The 15,789-nt window shown below is 62.8% G+C and carries 16 protein-coding genes; 15 read left to right on the forward strand and 1 reads right to left on the reverse strand.

Going from position 1 to position 15,789, the window contains the following annotated elements:
- The first annotated feature begins 47 nt into the window (after positions 1-47).
- The 6 genes from AC1DK9_RS03090 (at position 48) to AC1DK9_RS03115 (ending at position 9,185) form a co-directional block, all read left to right on the forward strand.
- A complete protein-coding gene (locus tag AC1DK9_RS03090) occupies positions 48-3,947 on the forward strand; it encodes a DNA-directed RNA polymerase subunit beta' (protein WP_476862369.1) in 3,900 nt (1,299 codons plus the stop codon).
- A 511-nt stretch (positions 3,948-4,458) separates the two neighbouring features.
- On the forward strand, positions 4,459-4,833 hold the full coding sequence (gene rpsL, locus AC1DK9_RS03095) for a 30S ribosomal protein S12 (RefSeq protein ID WP_009358312.1): 375 nt from the start codon (positions 4,459-4,461) through the stop codon (positions 4,831-4,833).
- Position 4,834: 1 nt separating this feature from the next.
- Complete coding sequence (rpsG, locus tag AC1DK9_RS03100) at positions 4,835-5,305, forward strand: 30S ribosomal protein S7 (protein WP_026531948.1); 471 nt, start codon at positions 4,835-4,837, stop codon at positions 5,303-5,305.
- A 69-nt stretch (positions 5,306-5,374) separates the two neighbouring features.
- Positions 5,375-7,489: an elongation factor G gene (fusA, locus tag AC1DK9_RS03105; protein WP_476862368.1), complete on the forward strand. Its 2,115-nt coding sequence runs from the start codon at positions 5,375-5,377 to the stop codon at positions 7,487-7,489.
- Between the two features lie 236 nt (positions 7,490-7,725).
- On the forward strand, positions 7,726-8,916 hold the full coding sequence (gene tuf, locus AC1DK9_RS03110) for an elongation factor Tu (RefSeq protein ID WP_476862367.1): 1,191 nt from the start codon (positions 7,726-7,728) through the stop codon (positions 8,914-8,916).
- 143 nt (positions 8,917-9,059) lie between these two features.
- Positions 9,060-9,185, forward strand: coding sequence for a hypothetical protein (locus AC1DK9_RS03115; protein ID WP_476862366.1), 126 nt, complete (start codon positions 9,060-9,062; stop codon positions 9,183-9,185).
- Positions 9,186-9,194: 9 nt separating this feature from the next.
- Here the strand turns inward: AC1DK9_RS03115 and AC1DK9_RS03120 are convergent, their stop codons facing one another.
- A complete protein-coding gene (locus tag AC1DK9_RS03120) occupies positions 9,195-10,634 on the reverse strand; it encodes a GH1 family beta-glucosidase (protein ID WP_476914969.1) in 1,440 nt (479 codons plus the stop codon).
- A 433-nt stretch (positions 10,635-11,067) separates the two neighbouring features.
- Between AC1DK9_RS03120 and rpsJ the strand changes: the two genes are divergently transcribed.
- From rpsJ to rplP, 9 genes are read left to right on the forward strand one after another with little or no spacing between them, the layout of a single operon-like run.
- Positions 11,068-11,376: a 30S ribosomal protein S10 gene (gene rpsJ, locus AC1DK9_RS03125; RefSeq protein WP_003803825.1), complete on the forward strand. Its 309-nt coding sequence runs from the start codon at positions 11,068-11,070 to the stop codon at positions 11,374-11,376.
- Between the two features lie 17 nt (positions 11,377-11,393).
- The gene (rplC, locus tag AC1DK9_RS03130) at positions 11,394-12,044 is read left to right on the forward strand and encodes a 50S ribosomal protein L3 (protein ID WP_003803812.1); all 651 of its coding nucleotides are present in this window, start codon (positions 11,394-11,396) and stop codon (positions 12,042-12,044) included.
- Between the two features lie 4 nt (positions 12,045-12,048).
- Complete coding sequence (gene rplD / locus AC1DK9_RS03135) at positions 12,049-12,669, forward strand: 50S ribosomal protein L4 (protein WP_138768569.1); 621 nt, start codon at positions 12,049-12,051, stop codon at positions 12,667-12,669.
- Positions 12,666-12,971: a 50S ribosomal protein L23 gene (gene rplW, locus AC1DK9_RS03140; RefSeq protein ID WP_018773664.1), complete on the forward strand. Its 306-nt coding sequence runs from the start codon at positions 12,666-12,668 to the stop codon at positions 12,969-12,971. Before rplD ends, rplW begins: the two co-directional genes overlap by 4 nt.
- A 29-nt stretch (positions 12,972-13,000) precedes the next feature.
- The gene (rplB, locus tag AC1DK9_RS03145; protein ID WP_024366131.1) at positions 13,001-13,840 is read left to right on the forward strand and encodes a 50S ribosomal protein L2; all 840 of its coding nucleotides are present in this window, start codon (positions 13,001-13,003) and stop codon (positions 13,838-13,840) included.
- A 12-nt stretch (positions 13,841-13,852) separates the two neighbouring features.
- Positions 13,853-14,134, forward strand: coding sequence for a 30S ribosomal protein S19 (rpsS, locus tag AC1DK9_RS03150; RefSeq protein WP_018773666.1), 282 nt, complete (start codon positions 13,853-13,855; stop codon positions 14,132-14,134).
- A 38-nt stretch (positions 14,135-14,172) separates the two neighbouring features.
- Complete coding sequence (gene rplV / locus AC1DK9_RS03155; RefSeq protein ID WP_003803798.1) at positions 14,173-14,538, forward strand: 50S ribosomal protein L22; 366 nt, start codon at positions 14,173-14,175, stop codon at positions 14,536-14,538.
- Positions 14,539-15,372, forward strand: a complete 834-nt coding sequence (gene rpsC / locus AC1DK9_RS03160) for a 30S ribosomal protein S3 (protein WP_476862364.1) — start codon at positions 14,539-14,541, stop codon at positions 15,370-15,372.
- Positions 15,373-15,789 (forward strand): 50S ribosomal protein L16, encoded by a 417-nt coding sequence (rplP, locus tag AC1DK9_RS03165; RefSeq protein ID WP_056737809.1) that lies wholly within the window; start codon positions 15,373-15,375, stop codon positions 15,787-15,789.

Below are 15,789 nucleotides of genomic sequence, written 5' to 3' on the forward strand. Positions count from 1 at the left end.
TAACCCAAGACTTCAGAATTTAGAGAACAAGAGAGAACAGGGACCATATGTCCAGCGAATCCTCCTTCGGCCTCATGCAGATCGGCCTCGCCACCGCGGAAGACATCCGTGGCTGGTCTTACGGCGAGGTTAAGAAGCCGGAAACCATCAACTACCGCACGCTCAAGCCCGAGAAGGACGGCCTCTTCTGCGAGAAGATCTTCGGCCCGTCCCGCGACTGGGAGTGCTACTGCGGTAAGTACAAGCGCGTGCGCTTCAAGGGCATCATCTGCGAGCGGTGTGGCGTTGAGGTCACCCGTGCCAAGGTGCGCCGTGAGCGCATGGGCCACATCGAGCTGGCCGCCCCGGTCACGCACATCTGGTACTTCAAGGGTGTCCCGTCCCGCCTGGGCTACCTCCTCGACCTGGCACCGAAGGACCTCGAGAAGGTCATCTACTTCGCTGCCTACATGATCACCAGCGTCGACGCCGATGCCCGCCATGAAGAACTGCCCAACCTCCAGGTTGAGCACGACATCGAGAAGAAGCAGCTGATCGACAACCGCGACTCGGACATCGCCACGATCGCCCGCGACCTCGAAAACGAGATCGCGCGCCTCGAAGGTGAAGGCGCCAAGGCTGCGGACAAGAAGAAGGCCCGCGACTCCGCCGACCGCCAGATGGCCAACGTCCGCAAGCGCGCGGATGCTGAGATCGAGCGCCTCGAGCAGGTCTGGGACCGCTTCAAGAACCTCAAGGTCGCCGACCTCGAGGGCGACGAGGGCCTGTACCGCGAACTGCGTGACCGCTACGGCATGTACTTCGAGGGCTCCATGGGTGCCGAGGCCATCAAGAAGCGCCTTGAGAGCTTCGACATGCAGGCCGAGTCGGACCTGCTGCGCGACATCATCGCCAACGGCAAGGGCCAGCGCAAGACCCGCGCCCTGAAGCGGCTCAAGGTGGTCAACGCGTTCCTGACGACCAACAACAGCCCGCTCGGCATGGTGCTGGACGCCGTCCCGGTGATCCCGCCGGAACTGCGCCCGATGGTCCAGCTGGACGGCGGCCGCTTCGCGACCTCCGACCTCAACGACCTGTACCGCCGCGTGATCAACCGCAACAACCGCCTCAAGCGCCTGCTTGACCTCGGTGCCCCGGAGATCATCGTCAACAACGAGAAGCGCATGCTTCAGGAAGCTGTTGACAGCCTCTTCGACAACGGCCGCCGTGGCCGTCCGGTCACCGGACCGGGCAACCGCCCGCTGAAGTCCCTGAGCGACATGCTCAAGGGCAAGCAGGGTCGTTTCCGCCAGAACCTCCTGGGTAAGCGCGTTGACTACTCGGGCCGTTCCGTTATCGTCGTCGGCCCGCAGCTGAAGCTGCACCAGTGTGGTCTGCCGAAGCAGATGGCGCTGGAGCTCTTCAAGCCGTTCGTGATGAAGCGCCTGGTTGACCTCAACCACGCACAGAACATCAAGTCCGCCAAGCGGATGGTCGAGCGCTACCGCCCGCAGGTCTGGGACGTCCTCGAAGAGATCATCACCGAGCACCCCGTGCTGCTGAACCGTGCACCTACCCTGCACCGTCTCGGCATCCAGGCGTTCGAGCCGCAGCTCGTCGAAGGCAAGGCAATCCAGCTTCACCCGCTGGTTTGTGGCGCCTTCAACGCTGACTTCGACGGCGACCAGATGGCAGTCCACCTGCCGCTGAGCCCCGAAGCCCAGGCCGAAGCCCGGATCCTGATGCTGTCCTCGAACAACATCCTGAAGCCGTCCGACGGCCGCCCGGTGACGCTGCCTTCGCAGGATATGATCATCGGCCTCTACCACCTGACCACCAAGCGTGTCGGTTCAGCTGGCGAAGGCCGGATCTTCTCCTCGATTTCGGAAGCCATCATGGCCTTCGACCTGCACGAGCTGCACTTGAACTCCAAGATCAAGATCCGGCTCGAGGACTTCGTTCCTTACGCCGGCTGGGAAGCTCCCGAGGGCTGGGAGCCGGGTCAGACCGCGCTGGTCGAAACCTCCCTCGGCCAGGTCATCTTCAACCAGACGCTGCCCGCGGACTACCCGTGGGTTGAGGCTGTTGCCGACAAGGGCGAACTGTCCCGGATCGTCAACGACCTCGCCGAGCGCTACCCGAAGGTCGTCACGGCGGCAACGCTGGACAACCTGAAGGATGCCGGTTTCTACTGGGCAACCCGCTCGGGCGTCACCGTCGCCATCTCCGACATCGAGGTCCCGGCCTCCAAGCCGGAGCTCCTCGCCGGCTACGAGACCATGGCCGCGAAGATCCAGGGCCAGTACGACAAGGGCCTGATCGACGACGACGAGCGTCGCCAGGAACTGATCGAGATCTGGAACAAGGCAACGAACGAGATCGCCCAGGCGATGCGTGACAGCCTGTCGCCGATGAACACCATCAACCGCATGGTGTCCTCCGGTGCCCGTGGTAACTGGATGCAGGTCCGTCAGATCGCGGGTATCCGTGGCCTGGTGGCCAACCCGAAGGGTGAGATCATCCCGCGTCCGATCAAGTCCTCCTACCGCGAGGGCCTGTCGGTGCTGGAATACTTCATCGCCACGCACGGTGCCCGTAAGGGTCTGGCCGATACCGCACTGCGTACCGCCAACTCGGGTTACCTGACCCGTCGTCTGGTGGATGTCTCGCAGGACGTCATCGTCCGTGAAGAGGACTGCGGCACCGAACGCGGCCTCGTCACCCCGATCGCGGTCGCCGACGCCAACGGCGAGCTGGTCCTGGACGAAAACGTCGAGAACAGCGCCTACGCCCGTACCCTCGCCGTGGACGTCGTTGACGCCAAGGGCAAGGTCCTGGCAGCGGCCGGCACCGACTGCGGCGATGTCGTCATTGCCGAACTGTTCGCAGCCGGCATCACCGAGGTCAAGGTCCGCTCCGTACTCACCTGTGAGTCCAGCGTCGGCACCTGCGCCCTGTGCTACGGCCGTTCGCTGGCCACCGGCAAGACCGTGGACATCGGCGAGGCCGTGGGCATCATCGCCGCCCAGTCAATCGGTGAGCCGGGTACCCAGCTGACCATGCGTACCTTCCACACCGGTGGCGCTGTCTCCGCCGGCGGTGGCGACGACATCACCCAGGGTCTGCCCCGTATCCAGGAGCTCTTCGAAGCCCGTACTCCGAAGGGTGTCGCACCGATTGCTGAAGCAGCCGGCCGCATCACCATCGAAGAGTCCGAGCGCCAGATGCGCCTGGTCATCACCCCGGATGACGGATCCGAAGAGATCGCCTACCCGGTACTGCGCCGTTCACGTCTTCTCATCGAAGACGGCGAGCACGTCAGCGTCGGGCAGAAGCTCATCAACGGTCCGGTCGATCCGAAGCAGGTTCTGCGCATCATGGGCCCCCGTGCCGCGCAGAAGTTCCTGGTTGACGAGGTCCAGGGCGTGTACCGCAGCCAGGGCATCGGTATCCACGACAAGCACGTCGAGGTTATCGTCCGCCAGATGCTGCGCCGCGTCACGGTCATCGAGTCCGGCGAATCGGATCTGCTGCCCGGCGAGCTCGCCGAGCGCAGCCGCTTCGAGGATGCCAACCGCCGTGTTGTTTCCGAGGGCAAGACGCCGGCCTCCGGCCGTCCCGAGCTCATGGGTATCACCAAGGCGTCCCTGGCGACCGAGTCCTGGCTGTCCGCAGCTTCCTTCCAGGAGACCACCCGCGTCCTGACGCAGGCGGCCATGGAAGGCAAGAGCGATCCGCTGCTCGGCCTCAAGGAAAACGTCATCATCGGTAAGCTCATCCCGGCCGGCACGGGTCTCCCGCGCTACACCGAGGTCACGGTGGAGCCGACTGAAGAAGCGAAGGCCAATCTGTTCACCGGCCCGAGCGCGTTCAGCGACTTCTCCTACGACTCCCTGGGTGGCGACGGAGCTCCTGAGTTCCACGCCATCCCGCTGGATGACTACGACCTGGGCAGCGACTTCCGCTAAGGAATTGCTCCCCGAAGGATGGTCCCGCACCGCAAGGTGGGGGACCATCCCCGTTTAACCCGTCGAGTCAACCCGTCGACTGCTGAGATACGGCCGTTTTGAGGCTCCATAAGGGCCGTATCTCAGCACTCGACGCACACGCGACGGCGGGGAGCGGAGCGGTCGACCGGGGCGTCGGAAGGGCCCGAAAGCCCGCCGATTAAGGGCTGGGGGCCGTCCGTGTTAGACTTGAGACTAATTGTTATTGTGGCAGTGGATGAGAGCGCCGGTTGAGACCGCAAGGTTCAACCAGGACGACGTTTCCGGTTTGCAGGGTTCTTGTGCAACGTATGCCACATTTTCGCATGCCTAGGGGCCATTCGAGATGAGAGTCCGGAGCCCGGGTGTGCGGTCCGACTATTAAGGCTTCGCCTCAGCTGCTCTGGAGAGAACTTCAAAGCTCGAGCGGCGGGGCGCAGCGACAAGAGAGCGGCCGCCAACGGCCGCTCCGGATAAAACGGAGAACACGAGAGTGCCTACGATTAACCAGCTGGTCCGCAAGGGCCGCACGCCTAAGGTCTCGAAGACCAAGGCCCCCGCGCTTAAGGGCAGCCCGATGCGCCGTGGTGTTTGCACCCGCGTTTACACGACGACCCCGAAGAAGCCGAACTCGGCTCTGCGTAAGGTTGCGCGTGTGCGCCTCAACGGTGGCGTTGAAGTCACCGCTTACATCCCCGGTGTTGGCCACAACCTGCAGGAGCACTCCATTGTGCTCGTCCGCGGCGGCCGTGTTAAGGACCTCCCGGGTGTGCGTTACAAGATCGTCCGTGGCGCCCTCGATACCCAGGGTGTGAAGAACCGTAAGCAGGCCCGCAGCCGCTACGGCGCAAAGATGGAGAAGAAGTAATATGCCTCGCAAGGGTCCGGCCCCCAAGCGGCCGCTAGTACTAGATCCCGTTTACGGCTCCCCGCTGGTCACTCAGCTGATCAACAAGGTGCTGGTTGACGGCAAGAAGTCCACCGCAGAGCGCATCGTCTACGGTGCACTCGAAGGCGCCCGCGCCAAGTCCGGCGGCGACCCGGTTGCAGCCCTCAAGAAGGCCATGGACAACGTCAAGCCTTCCCTCGAGGTCCGCTCCCGCCGCGTCGGTGGCGCAACCTACCAGGTTCCCGTCGAGGTCAAGCCGGGCCGTTCCACGGCCCTCGCCCTCCGCTGGCTGGTTGGCTACTCCAAGGCCCGCCGCGAAAAGACGATGACCGAGCGCCTCCAGAACGAAATCCTGGATGCCTCGAACGGTCTCGGAGCCGCTGTGAAGCGTCGCGAAGACACCCACAAGATGGCCGAGTCCAACAAGGCCTTCGCACACTACCGCTGGTAATACTTCCCGGACGCCGCCGGCTCAACCGAGTCGGCGGCGAACGTGCAGTCCATCCGAAAGGGAGACACCGTGGCACAGGACGTGCTTACCGACCTTAGCAAGGTCCGCAACATCGGCATCATGGCCCACATTGATGCCGGCAAGACCACTACTACCGAGCGCATCCTGTTCTACACGGGTGTGAACCACAAGATCGGCGAAACGCACGACGGCGCGTCGACCACCGACTGGATGGAACAGGAGAAGGAACGCGGCATCACCATCACGTCTGCCGCCGTGACCTGCTTCTGGGAAAACAACCAGATCAACATCATTGACACCCCCGGCCACGTGGACTTCACGGTTGAGGTTGAGCGCTCCCTGCGCGTCCTCGATGGTGCAGTCGCAGTGTTCGACGGCAAGGAAGGCGTGGAGCCGCAGTCTGAGACTGTTTGGCGCCAGGCCGACAAGTACAACGTTCCGCGTATCTGCTTCGTCAACAAGATGGACAAGCTCGGCGCTGACTTCTACTTCACCGTCGACACCATCATCAGCCGCCTCGGTGCCAAGCCGCTCGTCATGCAGCTGCCGATCGGCGCCGAGAACGACTTCATCGGCGTCGTCGACCTGCTCTACATGCGCGCACTGGTCTGGCCCGGCGACTCCAAGGGTGACGTCACCATGGGTGCCAAGTACGAGATCCAGGAGATCCCGGCTGACCTCAAGGAAAAGGCCGAAGAGTACCGCGCAACGCTCGTTGAGACCGTTGCCGAGTCCTCCGAAGAGCTCATGGAGAAGTACCTCGAGGGCGAAGAGATCTCGATCGACGAGCTCAAGGCCGGCATCCGCAAGATGACGATCAACTCCGAGCTGTACCCGGTCTTCTGTGGCTCCGCGTTCAAGAACCGCGGCGTCCAGCCGATGCTCGACGCCGTCGTGGACTACCTGCCGAACCCGCTCGACGTCCCCCCGATGGTCGGCCACGACCCCCGCGACGAAGAGAAGGAACTGACCCGGAAGCCTTCCGCTGACGAGCCGTTCTCCGCGCTGGCGTTCAAGATTGCCGCACACCCCTTCTTCGGCCAGCTCACCTTCATCCGCGTGTACTCCGGTCACGTGGAAGCAGGCGCACAGGTGGTCAACTCCACCAAGGGCAAGAAGGAGCGCATCGGCAAGCTGTTCCAGATGCACGCCAACAAGGAAATGCCGGTCGACGGCGCTACCGCTGGCCACATCTACGCAGCGATCGGCCTGAAGGACACCACCACGGGCGACACCCTGTGCGACGCGTCCAACCAGATCGTGCTCGAGTCCATGAGCTTCCCGGAGCCCGTGATCTCGGTTGCAATCGAGCCGAACACCAAGGGTGACCAGGAGAAGCTCTCCACGGCCATCCAGAAGCTCTCCGCTGAGGACCCGACCTTCCAGGTCTCCCTCAACGAAGACACCGGCCAGACCATCATCGCCGGCATGGGCGAGCTCCACCTGGACATCCTGGTGGACCGCATGCGCCGCGAATTCAAGGTCGAGGCAAACGTGGGCAAGCCCCAGGTTGCCTACCGCGAAACCATCAAGCGTGCTGTAGAGCGTCACGACTACACGCACAAGAAGCAGACCGGTGGTTCGGGCCAGTTCGCAAAGATCCAGATCGCCATCGAGCCGCTGGACACTTCCGAAGGCGAGATGTACGAGTTCGAGAACAAGGTCACCGGTGGCCGCGTTCCGCGCGAATACATCCCGTCCGTCGACGCCGGTATCCAGGATGCACTGAACGACGGCGTCCTGGCCGGTTACCCGGTTGTCGGCATCAAGGCAACGCTGATTGACGGCGCTTACCACGATGTTGACTCCTCGGAAATGGCGTTCAAGATCGCCGGCCGTATGGCTTTCAAGGAAGCCGCACGCAAGGCGAACCCTGTCCTGCTTGAACCGCTGATGGATGTCGAGGTCCGCACCCCTGAGGAATACATGGGTGAAGTTATCGGTGACCTCAACTCCCGCCGTGGCCAGATGCAGTCCATGGAAGATGCCCAGGGCGTCAAGGTCATCCGCGCGCACGTTCCGCTGTCCGGCATGTTCGGCTACATCGGTGACCTGCGTTCGAAGACCCAGGGTCGCGCTGTGTACTCCATGACGTTCAACAGCTACGCCGAGGTCCCGAAGGCAGTTGCCGACGAGATCATCCAGAAGAGCCGCGGCGAGTAGTCCGAAAGGACTTCCCGCAGCAGCATCAAACTCGGGTGCGTTTCCTCAATAGGGGATTCACCTGGTGTTGGCGGCCGGCCCCCGGCCGCCAACACGAACAGGCTCGAGGGACTAGTATTAGTTCCTGAATCTGCAATTTCACCAATCCAAAGCCCCCCAAGTAGACTTACTGGAGTTTCTGCCGCGACAAGCGCGGTCGAAGGGTAAGTCATTTGAAAACGTTCTAGGAGGAACCTGTGGCAAAGGCAAAGTTCGAGCGGACTAAGCCGCACGTTAACATCGGTACCATTGGTCACGTTGACCACGGTAAGACGACGCTGACGGCCGCCATTTCCAAGGTGCTGTACGACAAGTACCCGACTCTCAACGAGAAGCGTGACTTCGCGTCCATTGACTCTGCTCCCGAAGAGCGTCAGCGCGGCATTACCATCAACATCTCCCACGTTGAGTACCAGACCGAGAAGCGCCACTACGCACACGTAGACGCTCCGGGTCACGCTGACTACATCAAGAACATGATCACCGGCGCTGCTCAGATGGACGGTGCAATCCTCGTGGTTGCCGCCACTGACGGCCCGATGGCTCAGACCCGCGAGCACGTCCTGCTCGCCCGCCAGGTTGGTGTTCCCTACCTGCTGGTGGCACTGAACAAGGCTGACATGGTCGATGACGAGGAACTCCTCGACCTCGTCGAAATGGAAGTTCGTGAGCTCCTGAGCTCGCAGGGCTTCGATGGCGACGAAGCACCGGTTGTCCGCGTTTCCGGCCTCAAGGCTCTGGAAGGCGACCCGGAGTGGGTCAAGTCCGTCGAGGACCTCATGGAAGCAGTCGACGAGTCCGTTCCGGACCCGGTTCGTGACCGCGACAAGCCGTTCCTGATGCCGATTGAAGACGTCTTCACGATCACCGGCCGTGGCACCGTTGTTACGGGCCGCGCCGAGCGTGGAACCCTCGCGATCAACTCCGAGGTCGAGATCGTCGGCATCCGCCCGGTCCAGAAGACCACGGTTACCGGTATCGAGATGTTCCACAAGCAGCTCGACGAAGCATGGGCCGGCGAGAACTGTGGCCTCCTGCTCCGCGGTCTGAAGCGCGACGATGTCGAGCGTGGCCAGGTTGTCGTCAAGCCGGGTTCCATCACCCCGCACACCGACTTCGAGGCTAACGTCTACATCCTCTCCAAGGACGAAGGCGGACGTCACAACCCGTTCTACTCCAACTACCGCCCGCAGTTCTACTTCCGCACCACGGACGTAACCGGCGTTATCACCCTGCCGGAAGGCACGGAAATGGTTATGCCCGGCGACAACACTGAGATGACCGTTGCGCTCATCCAGCCGATCGCAATGGAAGAGGGCCTCGGCTTCGCTATCCGCGAAGGCGGCCGCACCGTTGGTTCGGGACGCGTCACCAAGATCATCAAGTAATTACTTGCTGATCCGAGCTTGATTTCCTGATCGGCGCGCCGCCTCGCGGCCGCCGCAAGGAAGGAACAGCCCCGCTGCACTGCAGCGGGGCTGTTCTGTTTTAACGCCCCTGCTACCGTTGCTGGTGACGAAAGGATTCCGGCATGGAATGGATCATTTTCCTGGTGGTGGTTGTCGCTGTGGTGGCGGCCGGGCTGTGGGCCAAGAAGTACTTCCGGCACGAGATCGAGCGCGCCAAGCGCATCGACCGCGCCAACAAGAACCGGTAGCGCAGGCCTCTAGCCGGCTGAACGGCTCTGCCGGGCCCGGCTGAGGGCCTGGTACCAGTAGTAGGACTCTTTGGGGGTCCGCGCCTGGGTATCGAAATCAACATGGACCAGGCCGAACCGCTGGGAGTAGCCGGCGGCCCATTCGAAGTTGTCCATCAGGGTCCACACGTAATAGCCCAGGAGTTCGACGTCGTCCGCGATGCCGCCGGGCGCCGTCGCCGAGAGGGCGTGCCCCAGATGATCGGCCAGGTAACTGATCCGGCCGGCGTCGGGGATCGGCCCGTCCACGTGGTCCGGCTCCGGGAAGCTGGCACCGCTCTCCGTGATGAAGAGCGGCGGCAGTGCGGCGCCGTACCGGTCCTTCATCTCCCGAAGCAATGGACCCAGATGGTCCGGCGCCACCGGCCAGCCGAAGCCCGTCGTTTCATACTCAGGGAACGCGGCGAAGTGGAACGGCAGCCGAACCATTGCCTCGGCGGAACCGACCGGGCTGTCCGCAGGGCCACGGCCGGTGGCCACCTTCACCGGGTAGTAGTAGTTCACCCCGTAGAAGTCGAGGGGCTGGTGGATATTGCGCAGGTCCGCATCGGAGATCTTGCCGAGGGCACGGAACCAGGGGCGGGCCACCAGCGGCGGTTTCGGGTAGCTGCCCAGCAGGATCGGGTCGGCGTAGATACGGTTCAGCGCCAGGTCGAAGACCTTGGCCAGTAGCTTGTCCGTGACCGACCCGGTGGCGGGCCGGACCGGGGAGTGCAGGTTGGTCACGCCCACGGCGCCGGCCACGCCCGCAGCCCGCAAGGCCTGGACGGCGAGCCCGTGGGCCAGGAGCTGGTGGTGCACAGAGGGCAGGGCGTCGAAGAGCAGGTCGTGGCCGGGCGCATGCACGCCAAGGGCATAGCCGTTCAGGGTGACCGAGGCGGGTTCGTTCAGCGTCACCCACTGGGTGACCCGGTCGCCGAACCGGGCCCCGGCGGCGGCGCTGTACTCGGCGAAGCGTTCCGCCGTCGTCCGGTTCATCCAGCCGCCGCGGTGTTCGAGCGGAAGCGGGGTGTCCCAGTGATAGAGCGTGGCCATCGGGGAGATGTCGGCTTCGAGCAGACCGTCGATCAGCCGGTCGTAGAAGTCGAGGCCTTCGGCGTTGAACGGGCCCGTGCCGTCCGGCTGGATCCGCGGCCACGAAATCGAGAACCGGTAGGAATCAATGCCCAGCTCGCGCATCAGTCGGATGTCCTCGTCCGTGCGGTTGTAGTGATCGCAGGCGACGGCGGGGGAGTGCCCGTCCTGGATGCTGCCGGGCTTCTCGGCAAACGCATCCCAGCCGGAGGGTCCGCGGCCACCCGCCGCCAGGGAGCCCTCGATCTGGAAGGCGGCGGAGGCCACCCCGAGCATGAAGCCGGGCCGCAGCTTGGCAGCGAGGGCCTGGACGGCGGTGGAATCCTGCACGGTCATGCCCCTATCTTCGTATCGGCGGTTGCTGAAGGCAATGACCGGGACGGAAGGCGCCCGACGGCGGGGCCCGGGGTCCGCCGTCGGACCCCCGAAGGGGCTGATTCGCTTCTGCTGAATAATTCCGGCATACTAGATGAGTTGTTCAAGCGCTCTTTCGCGTCCCGATCCGGATAATGCCGGGTGTCAGGGTCCAGGTAAGAGACCAAACATAACCCACTCCCCAAGGAATTGCGGACGAGTACGCGTGAAAAGCGCGACACGCCCGACCGCGGGGGTCGGTTGGCCGGCAGGTTGAGGAACCCGGATTCATCCGGATTCAGCTTGTGCGGCTGATGGTAGTTACGACTTCAAATGCTTCGGCAGCCATACAACGAGTAAGTGAACAGGGCAGCCCTAACCAGGGGAAGCACAGACTGAAAGAGAGTCAGGCGACATGGCGGGACAAAAAATCCGCATCCGGCTGAAGTCATATGACCACGAGGTCATTGACGTTTCAGCACGGAAGATCGTTGAGACGGTCACGCGCGCAGGCGCAACTGTAGTTGGCCCCGTGCCGCTGCCGACGGAGAAGAACGTTTACTGCGTAATCCGCTCTCCGCACAAGTACAAGGACAGCCGCGAGCACTTCGAAATGCGCACGCACAAGCGTCTTATCGACATCATCGATCCCACGCCCAAGGCTGTCGATTCGCTCATGCGTCTCGACCTGCCGGCCGACGTGAACATCGAAATCAAGCTGTAGGGAGGTGCTGAGAGACTATGACCGCAACCCGTAACGTAAAGGGCCTGCTGGGCACGAAGCTCGGCATGACCCAGGTCTGGGACGAGAACAACAAGCTCATCCCCGTCACTGTGGTCCAGGCTGACTCGAACGTCATCACGCAGCTGCGCAATGCAGAGACTGATGGCTACGTCGCCGTTCAGATCGGCTACGGCCAGATCGACCCCCGCAAGGTCACCAAGCCGCTGGCTGGTCACTTTGAAAAGGCAGGCGTCACGCCTCGCCGCCACGTCGTAGAACTGCGTACCGCAGATGCTGACTCTTACGAGCTGGGCCAGGAGCTCTCCGTTGAGCTCTTCGAAGCCGGCCAGAAGATCGACGTCGTTGGCACCACCAAGGGTAAGGGCTTCGCCGGTGTTATGAAGCGTCACGGCTTCCACGGCGTTGGAGCTTCCCACGGTGCCCACAAGAACCACCGTAAGCCCGGTTCAATCGGTGGCGCATCCACCCCGAGCCGCGTCTTCAAGGGCATGAAAATGGCCGGCCGCATGGGCGCCGTTCGTCACACCACGCTGAACCTCACGGTCCACGCGGTTGACGTCGAGAAGTCGCTGCTCCTGATCAAGGGCGCCGTCCCCGGCGCCCGCGGCCAGGTCGTACTCGTACGCACCGCCGTGAAGGGAGCCTAGTTCAATGACTAGCACTGTCAAGGTTGACCTGCCTGCAGAGATCTTCGACGTACAGACCAACGTGCCGCTGCTGCACCAGGTCGTCGTTGCACAGCTCGCTGCTGCTCGCCAGGGTACCCACAAGACCAAGACCCGCGCCGAGGTTTCCGGTGCAGGTCGCAAGCCGTTCAAGCAGAAGGGCACCGGCCGCGCCCGTCAGGGTTCCATCCGTGCTCCTCACATGACCGGTGGTGGCATCGTCCACGGCCCGACGCCGCGTGACTACAGCCAGCGCACCCCCAAGAAGATGATTGCTGCTGCACTGCGCGGCGCTCTCTCTGACCGCGCCCGTAACGGCCGCATCCACGTCGTTGCTGAACTGGTCGCCGGCACCAAGCCGTCCTCCCGTGAAGCACTGGCAACGCTGCGTGGCGTCTCCGAGCGCAAGAACCTGCTCGTTGTCATCGACCGCGCCAACGATGTTGCTGCACTCTCCGTGCGCAACCTCCAGGATGTTCACGTTCTGTACGCAGACCAGCTGAACACCTACGACGTGCTCGTTTCTGACGACGTAGTCTTCACCAAGGCTGCCTACGAAGCATTCGTTGCTGACAAGGCTGCAAAGAACGAGGAGGATGCCAAGTGAGCGCAGCCACCATCAAAGACCCGCGCGACGTCGTGCTTGCACCCGTCGTCTCGGAAAAGAGCTACGGCCTGATCGACGAGGGCAAGTACACCTTCCTGGTGGACCCCCGTTCGAACAAGACCGAGATCAAGCTGGCCGTGGAGAAGATTTTCTCCGTCAAGGTCGAATCGATCAACACCATCAACCGTGCCGGTAAGCGCAAGCGCACCAAATTCGGATGGGGTACCCGCAAGAACACCAAGCGTGCCATTGTGAGCCTCAAAGAAGGCACTATCGACATCTTCGGCGGTCCGCTCTCGTAGCGGAGACCACTTTAACGAGGAAATAAATTATGGGAATCCGTAAATACAAGCCGACTACCCCGGGCCGTCGTGGCTCGAGCGTAGCGGACTTCACCGAAATCACGCGGTCGACGCCGGAAAAGTCGTTGGTACGTCCCCTCCCGAAAAAGGGTGGCCGTAACAACACCGGTAAGATCACGACCCGTCACAAGGGTGGTGGCCACAAGCGCCAGTACCGTCTGATCGACTTCCGTCGCCACGACAAGGACGGCGTCAACGCCCGCGTTGCCGAAATCGAGTACGATCCGAACCGCACGGCTCGCATCGCCCTCCTGCACTACGTTGATGGCACCAAGCGTTACATCATCGCCCCGAACAAGCTGGCCCAGGGTGACACCGTGGAAGCAGGTGCCGACGCTGACATCAAGCCCGGCAACAACCTGCCGCTGCGCAACATCCCGGTCGGTACCGTGATCCACGCAGTTGAACTGCGTCCGGGTGGCGGCGCCAAGATGGGCCGCTCCGCCGGCGCATCGATCCAGCTCGTTGCAAAGGAAGGCCGTTTCGCCCAGCTGCGTCTGCCTTCCGGCGAAATCCGCAACGTTGACGTGCGCTGCCGCGCAACCGTCGGCGAGGTCGGCAACGCCGAGCAGTCGAACATCAACTGGGGTAAGGCCGGCCGCATGCGCTGGAAGGGCGTCCGCCCGACCGTCCGTGGTGTCGCCATGAACCCGGTCGACCACCCGCACGGTGGTGGCGAGGGTAAGACGTCCGGTGGACGTCACCCCGTCAACCCGAACGGTAAGCGCGAAGGCCGCACCCGCCGTCCCAACAAAGAGAGCGACAAGCTTATTGTTCGTCGCCGTCGTACTGGCAAGAACAAGCGATAGGAGCCTGGACACATGCCACGCAGCCTGAAAAAAGGTCCTTTCGTTGACCAGCACCTCTTTGTGAAGGTAGCCAGGGAAAACGAAAAGGGCACCAAGAACGTCATCAAGACCTGGTCCCGCCGTTCGATGATCGTCCCCGACATGCTCGGCCACACGATCGCCGTGCACGACGGACGCAAGCACATCCCGGTGTTTGTCACTGAGTCGATGGTCGGGCACAAGCTCGGCGAATTCGCTCCCACGCGGACATTCCGCGGCCATGTCAAGGACGACCGTAAGGGCAAGCGCCGCTAGGCGCCTGCACTTACGTCAAAGACGAGAGAAGGAAAGCAATGGAAGCCAAGGCAATTGCGCGTCACATCCGCGTAACGCCTATGAAGGCCCGGCGCGTCGTCAACCTTGTTCGTGGTAAGCAAGCGAACGAGGCTCTGGCAATTCTGAAGTTTGCCCCGCAGGCAGCTTCTGAGCCGGTATTCAAGGTAGTTCAGTCGGCAATCTCCAACGCCCGGGTCCTCGCGGACCGCGACGGCGTGGCGTTTGACGAAGGTGACCTCATCATCAGCGAAGCGTTTGTTGATGAAGGCCCGACCATGAAGCGGTTCCAGCCGCGTGCCCAGGGTCGTGCATTTCAGATCAAGAAGCGCACGAGCCACATCACCGTGGTAGTCGCTACCCCGGAGAAAGAGGAGGCTCGCTAAGTGGGACAGAAAGTTAACCCGCACGGGTTCCGACTCGGTATCACCACCGATCACGTATCGCACTGGTTCGCCGACAGCACCAAGTCCGGCCAGCGGTACAAGGACTTCGTTCGCGAAGACATCCGTATCCGCCAGCTCATGTCCACGGGCATGGAGCGCGCCGGCATCGCCAAGGTTGAGATCGAGCGCACCCGCGACCGTGTCCGCGTGGATATCCACACGGCACGTCCGGGCATCGTTATCGGCCGCCGCGGCGCCGAAGCAGACCGCATCCGCGGCGAGCTCGAAAAGCTCACCGGCAAGCAGGTTCAGCTGAACATCCTCGAGGTCAAGAACCCCGAGATGGAAGCCCAGCTTGTTGCCCAGGGCGTTGCAGAGCAGCTGACTTCCCGCGTGGCATTCCGCCGTGCGATGAAGAAGGCAATGCAGTCCGCACAGCGCGCTGGTGCCAAGGGCATCCGTATCGCTTGCTCGGGTCGACTGGGTGGCGCAGAAATGTCCCGCTCGGAGTTCTACCGCGAAGGCCGTGTGCCCCTGCACACCCTCCGCGCGAACATCGACTACGGCTTCTACGAGGCCAAGACCACCTTCGGCCGCATCGGCGTGAAGGTCTGGATCTACAAGGGTGACGTCACCGCCAAGGAACTGGCTCAGCAGGCAGCTGCTGCTCCGTCCCGCGGCCGTGGTGCCGGCGATCGTCCGGGCCGCCCGGGTGGCGCTGACCGTGGCGACCGCCGTCGTCGTAACGACCGCCCGGCAGCCGACGCAGCTCCTGCTGCCGAAGCTCCGGCTGTCGAAGCCGCTGCACCTGCAGTAGAAGGAGGACAGGCTTAAATGCTTATCCCACGTCGAGTCAAGCACCGTAAGCAGCACCACCCGGGTCGTTCCGGCGCTGCCACGGGCGGCACCGAGGTCTCGTTCGGCGAGTGGGGTATCCAGGCTCTGAGCCCGGCATACGTCACCAACCGTCAGATCGAATCTGCCCGTATTGCGATGACCCGCCACATCAAGCGTGGCGGCAAGGTCTGGATCAACATCTACCCGGACCGTCCGCTGACGAAGAAGCCGGCCGAAACCCGCATGGGTTCCGGTAAGGGTTCTCCGGAATGGTGGGTCTCAAACGTCAAGCCGGGCCGGGTTCTCTTCGAACTCTCCGGTGTTAATGAAGAGGTAGCTCGCGAGGCACTTCGCCTGGCAATCCACAAGCTCCCGTTGAAGGCACGCATTGTGCGTCGCGAAGGTGGTGAATAG

The sequence above is a fragment of the Arthrobacter sp. 01T414 genome (genome assembly GCF_056398965.1).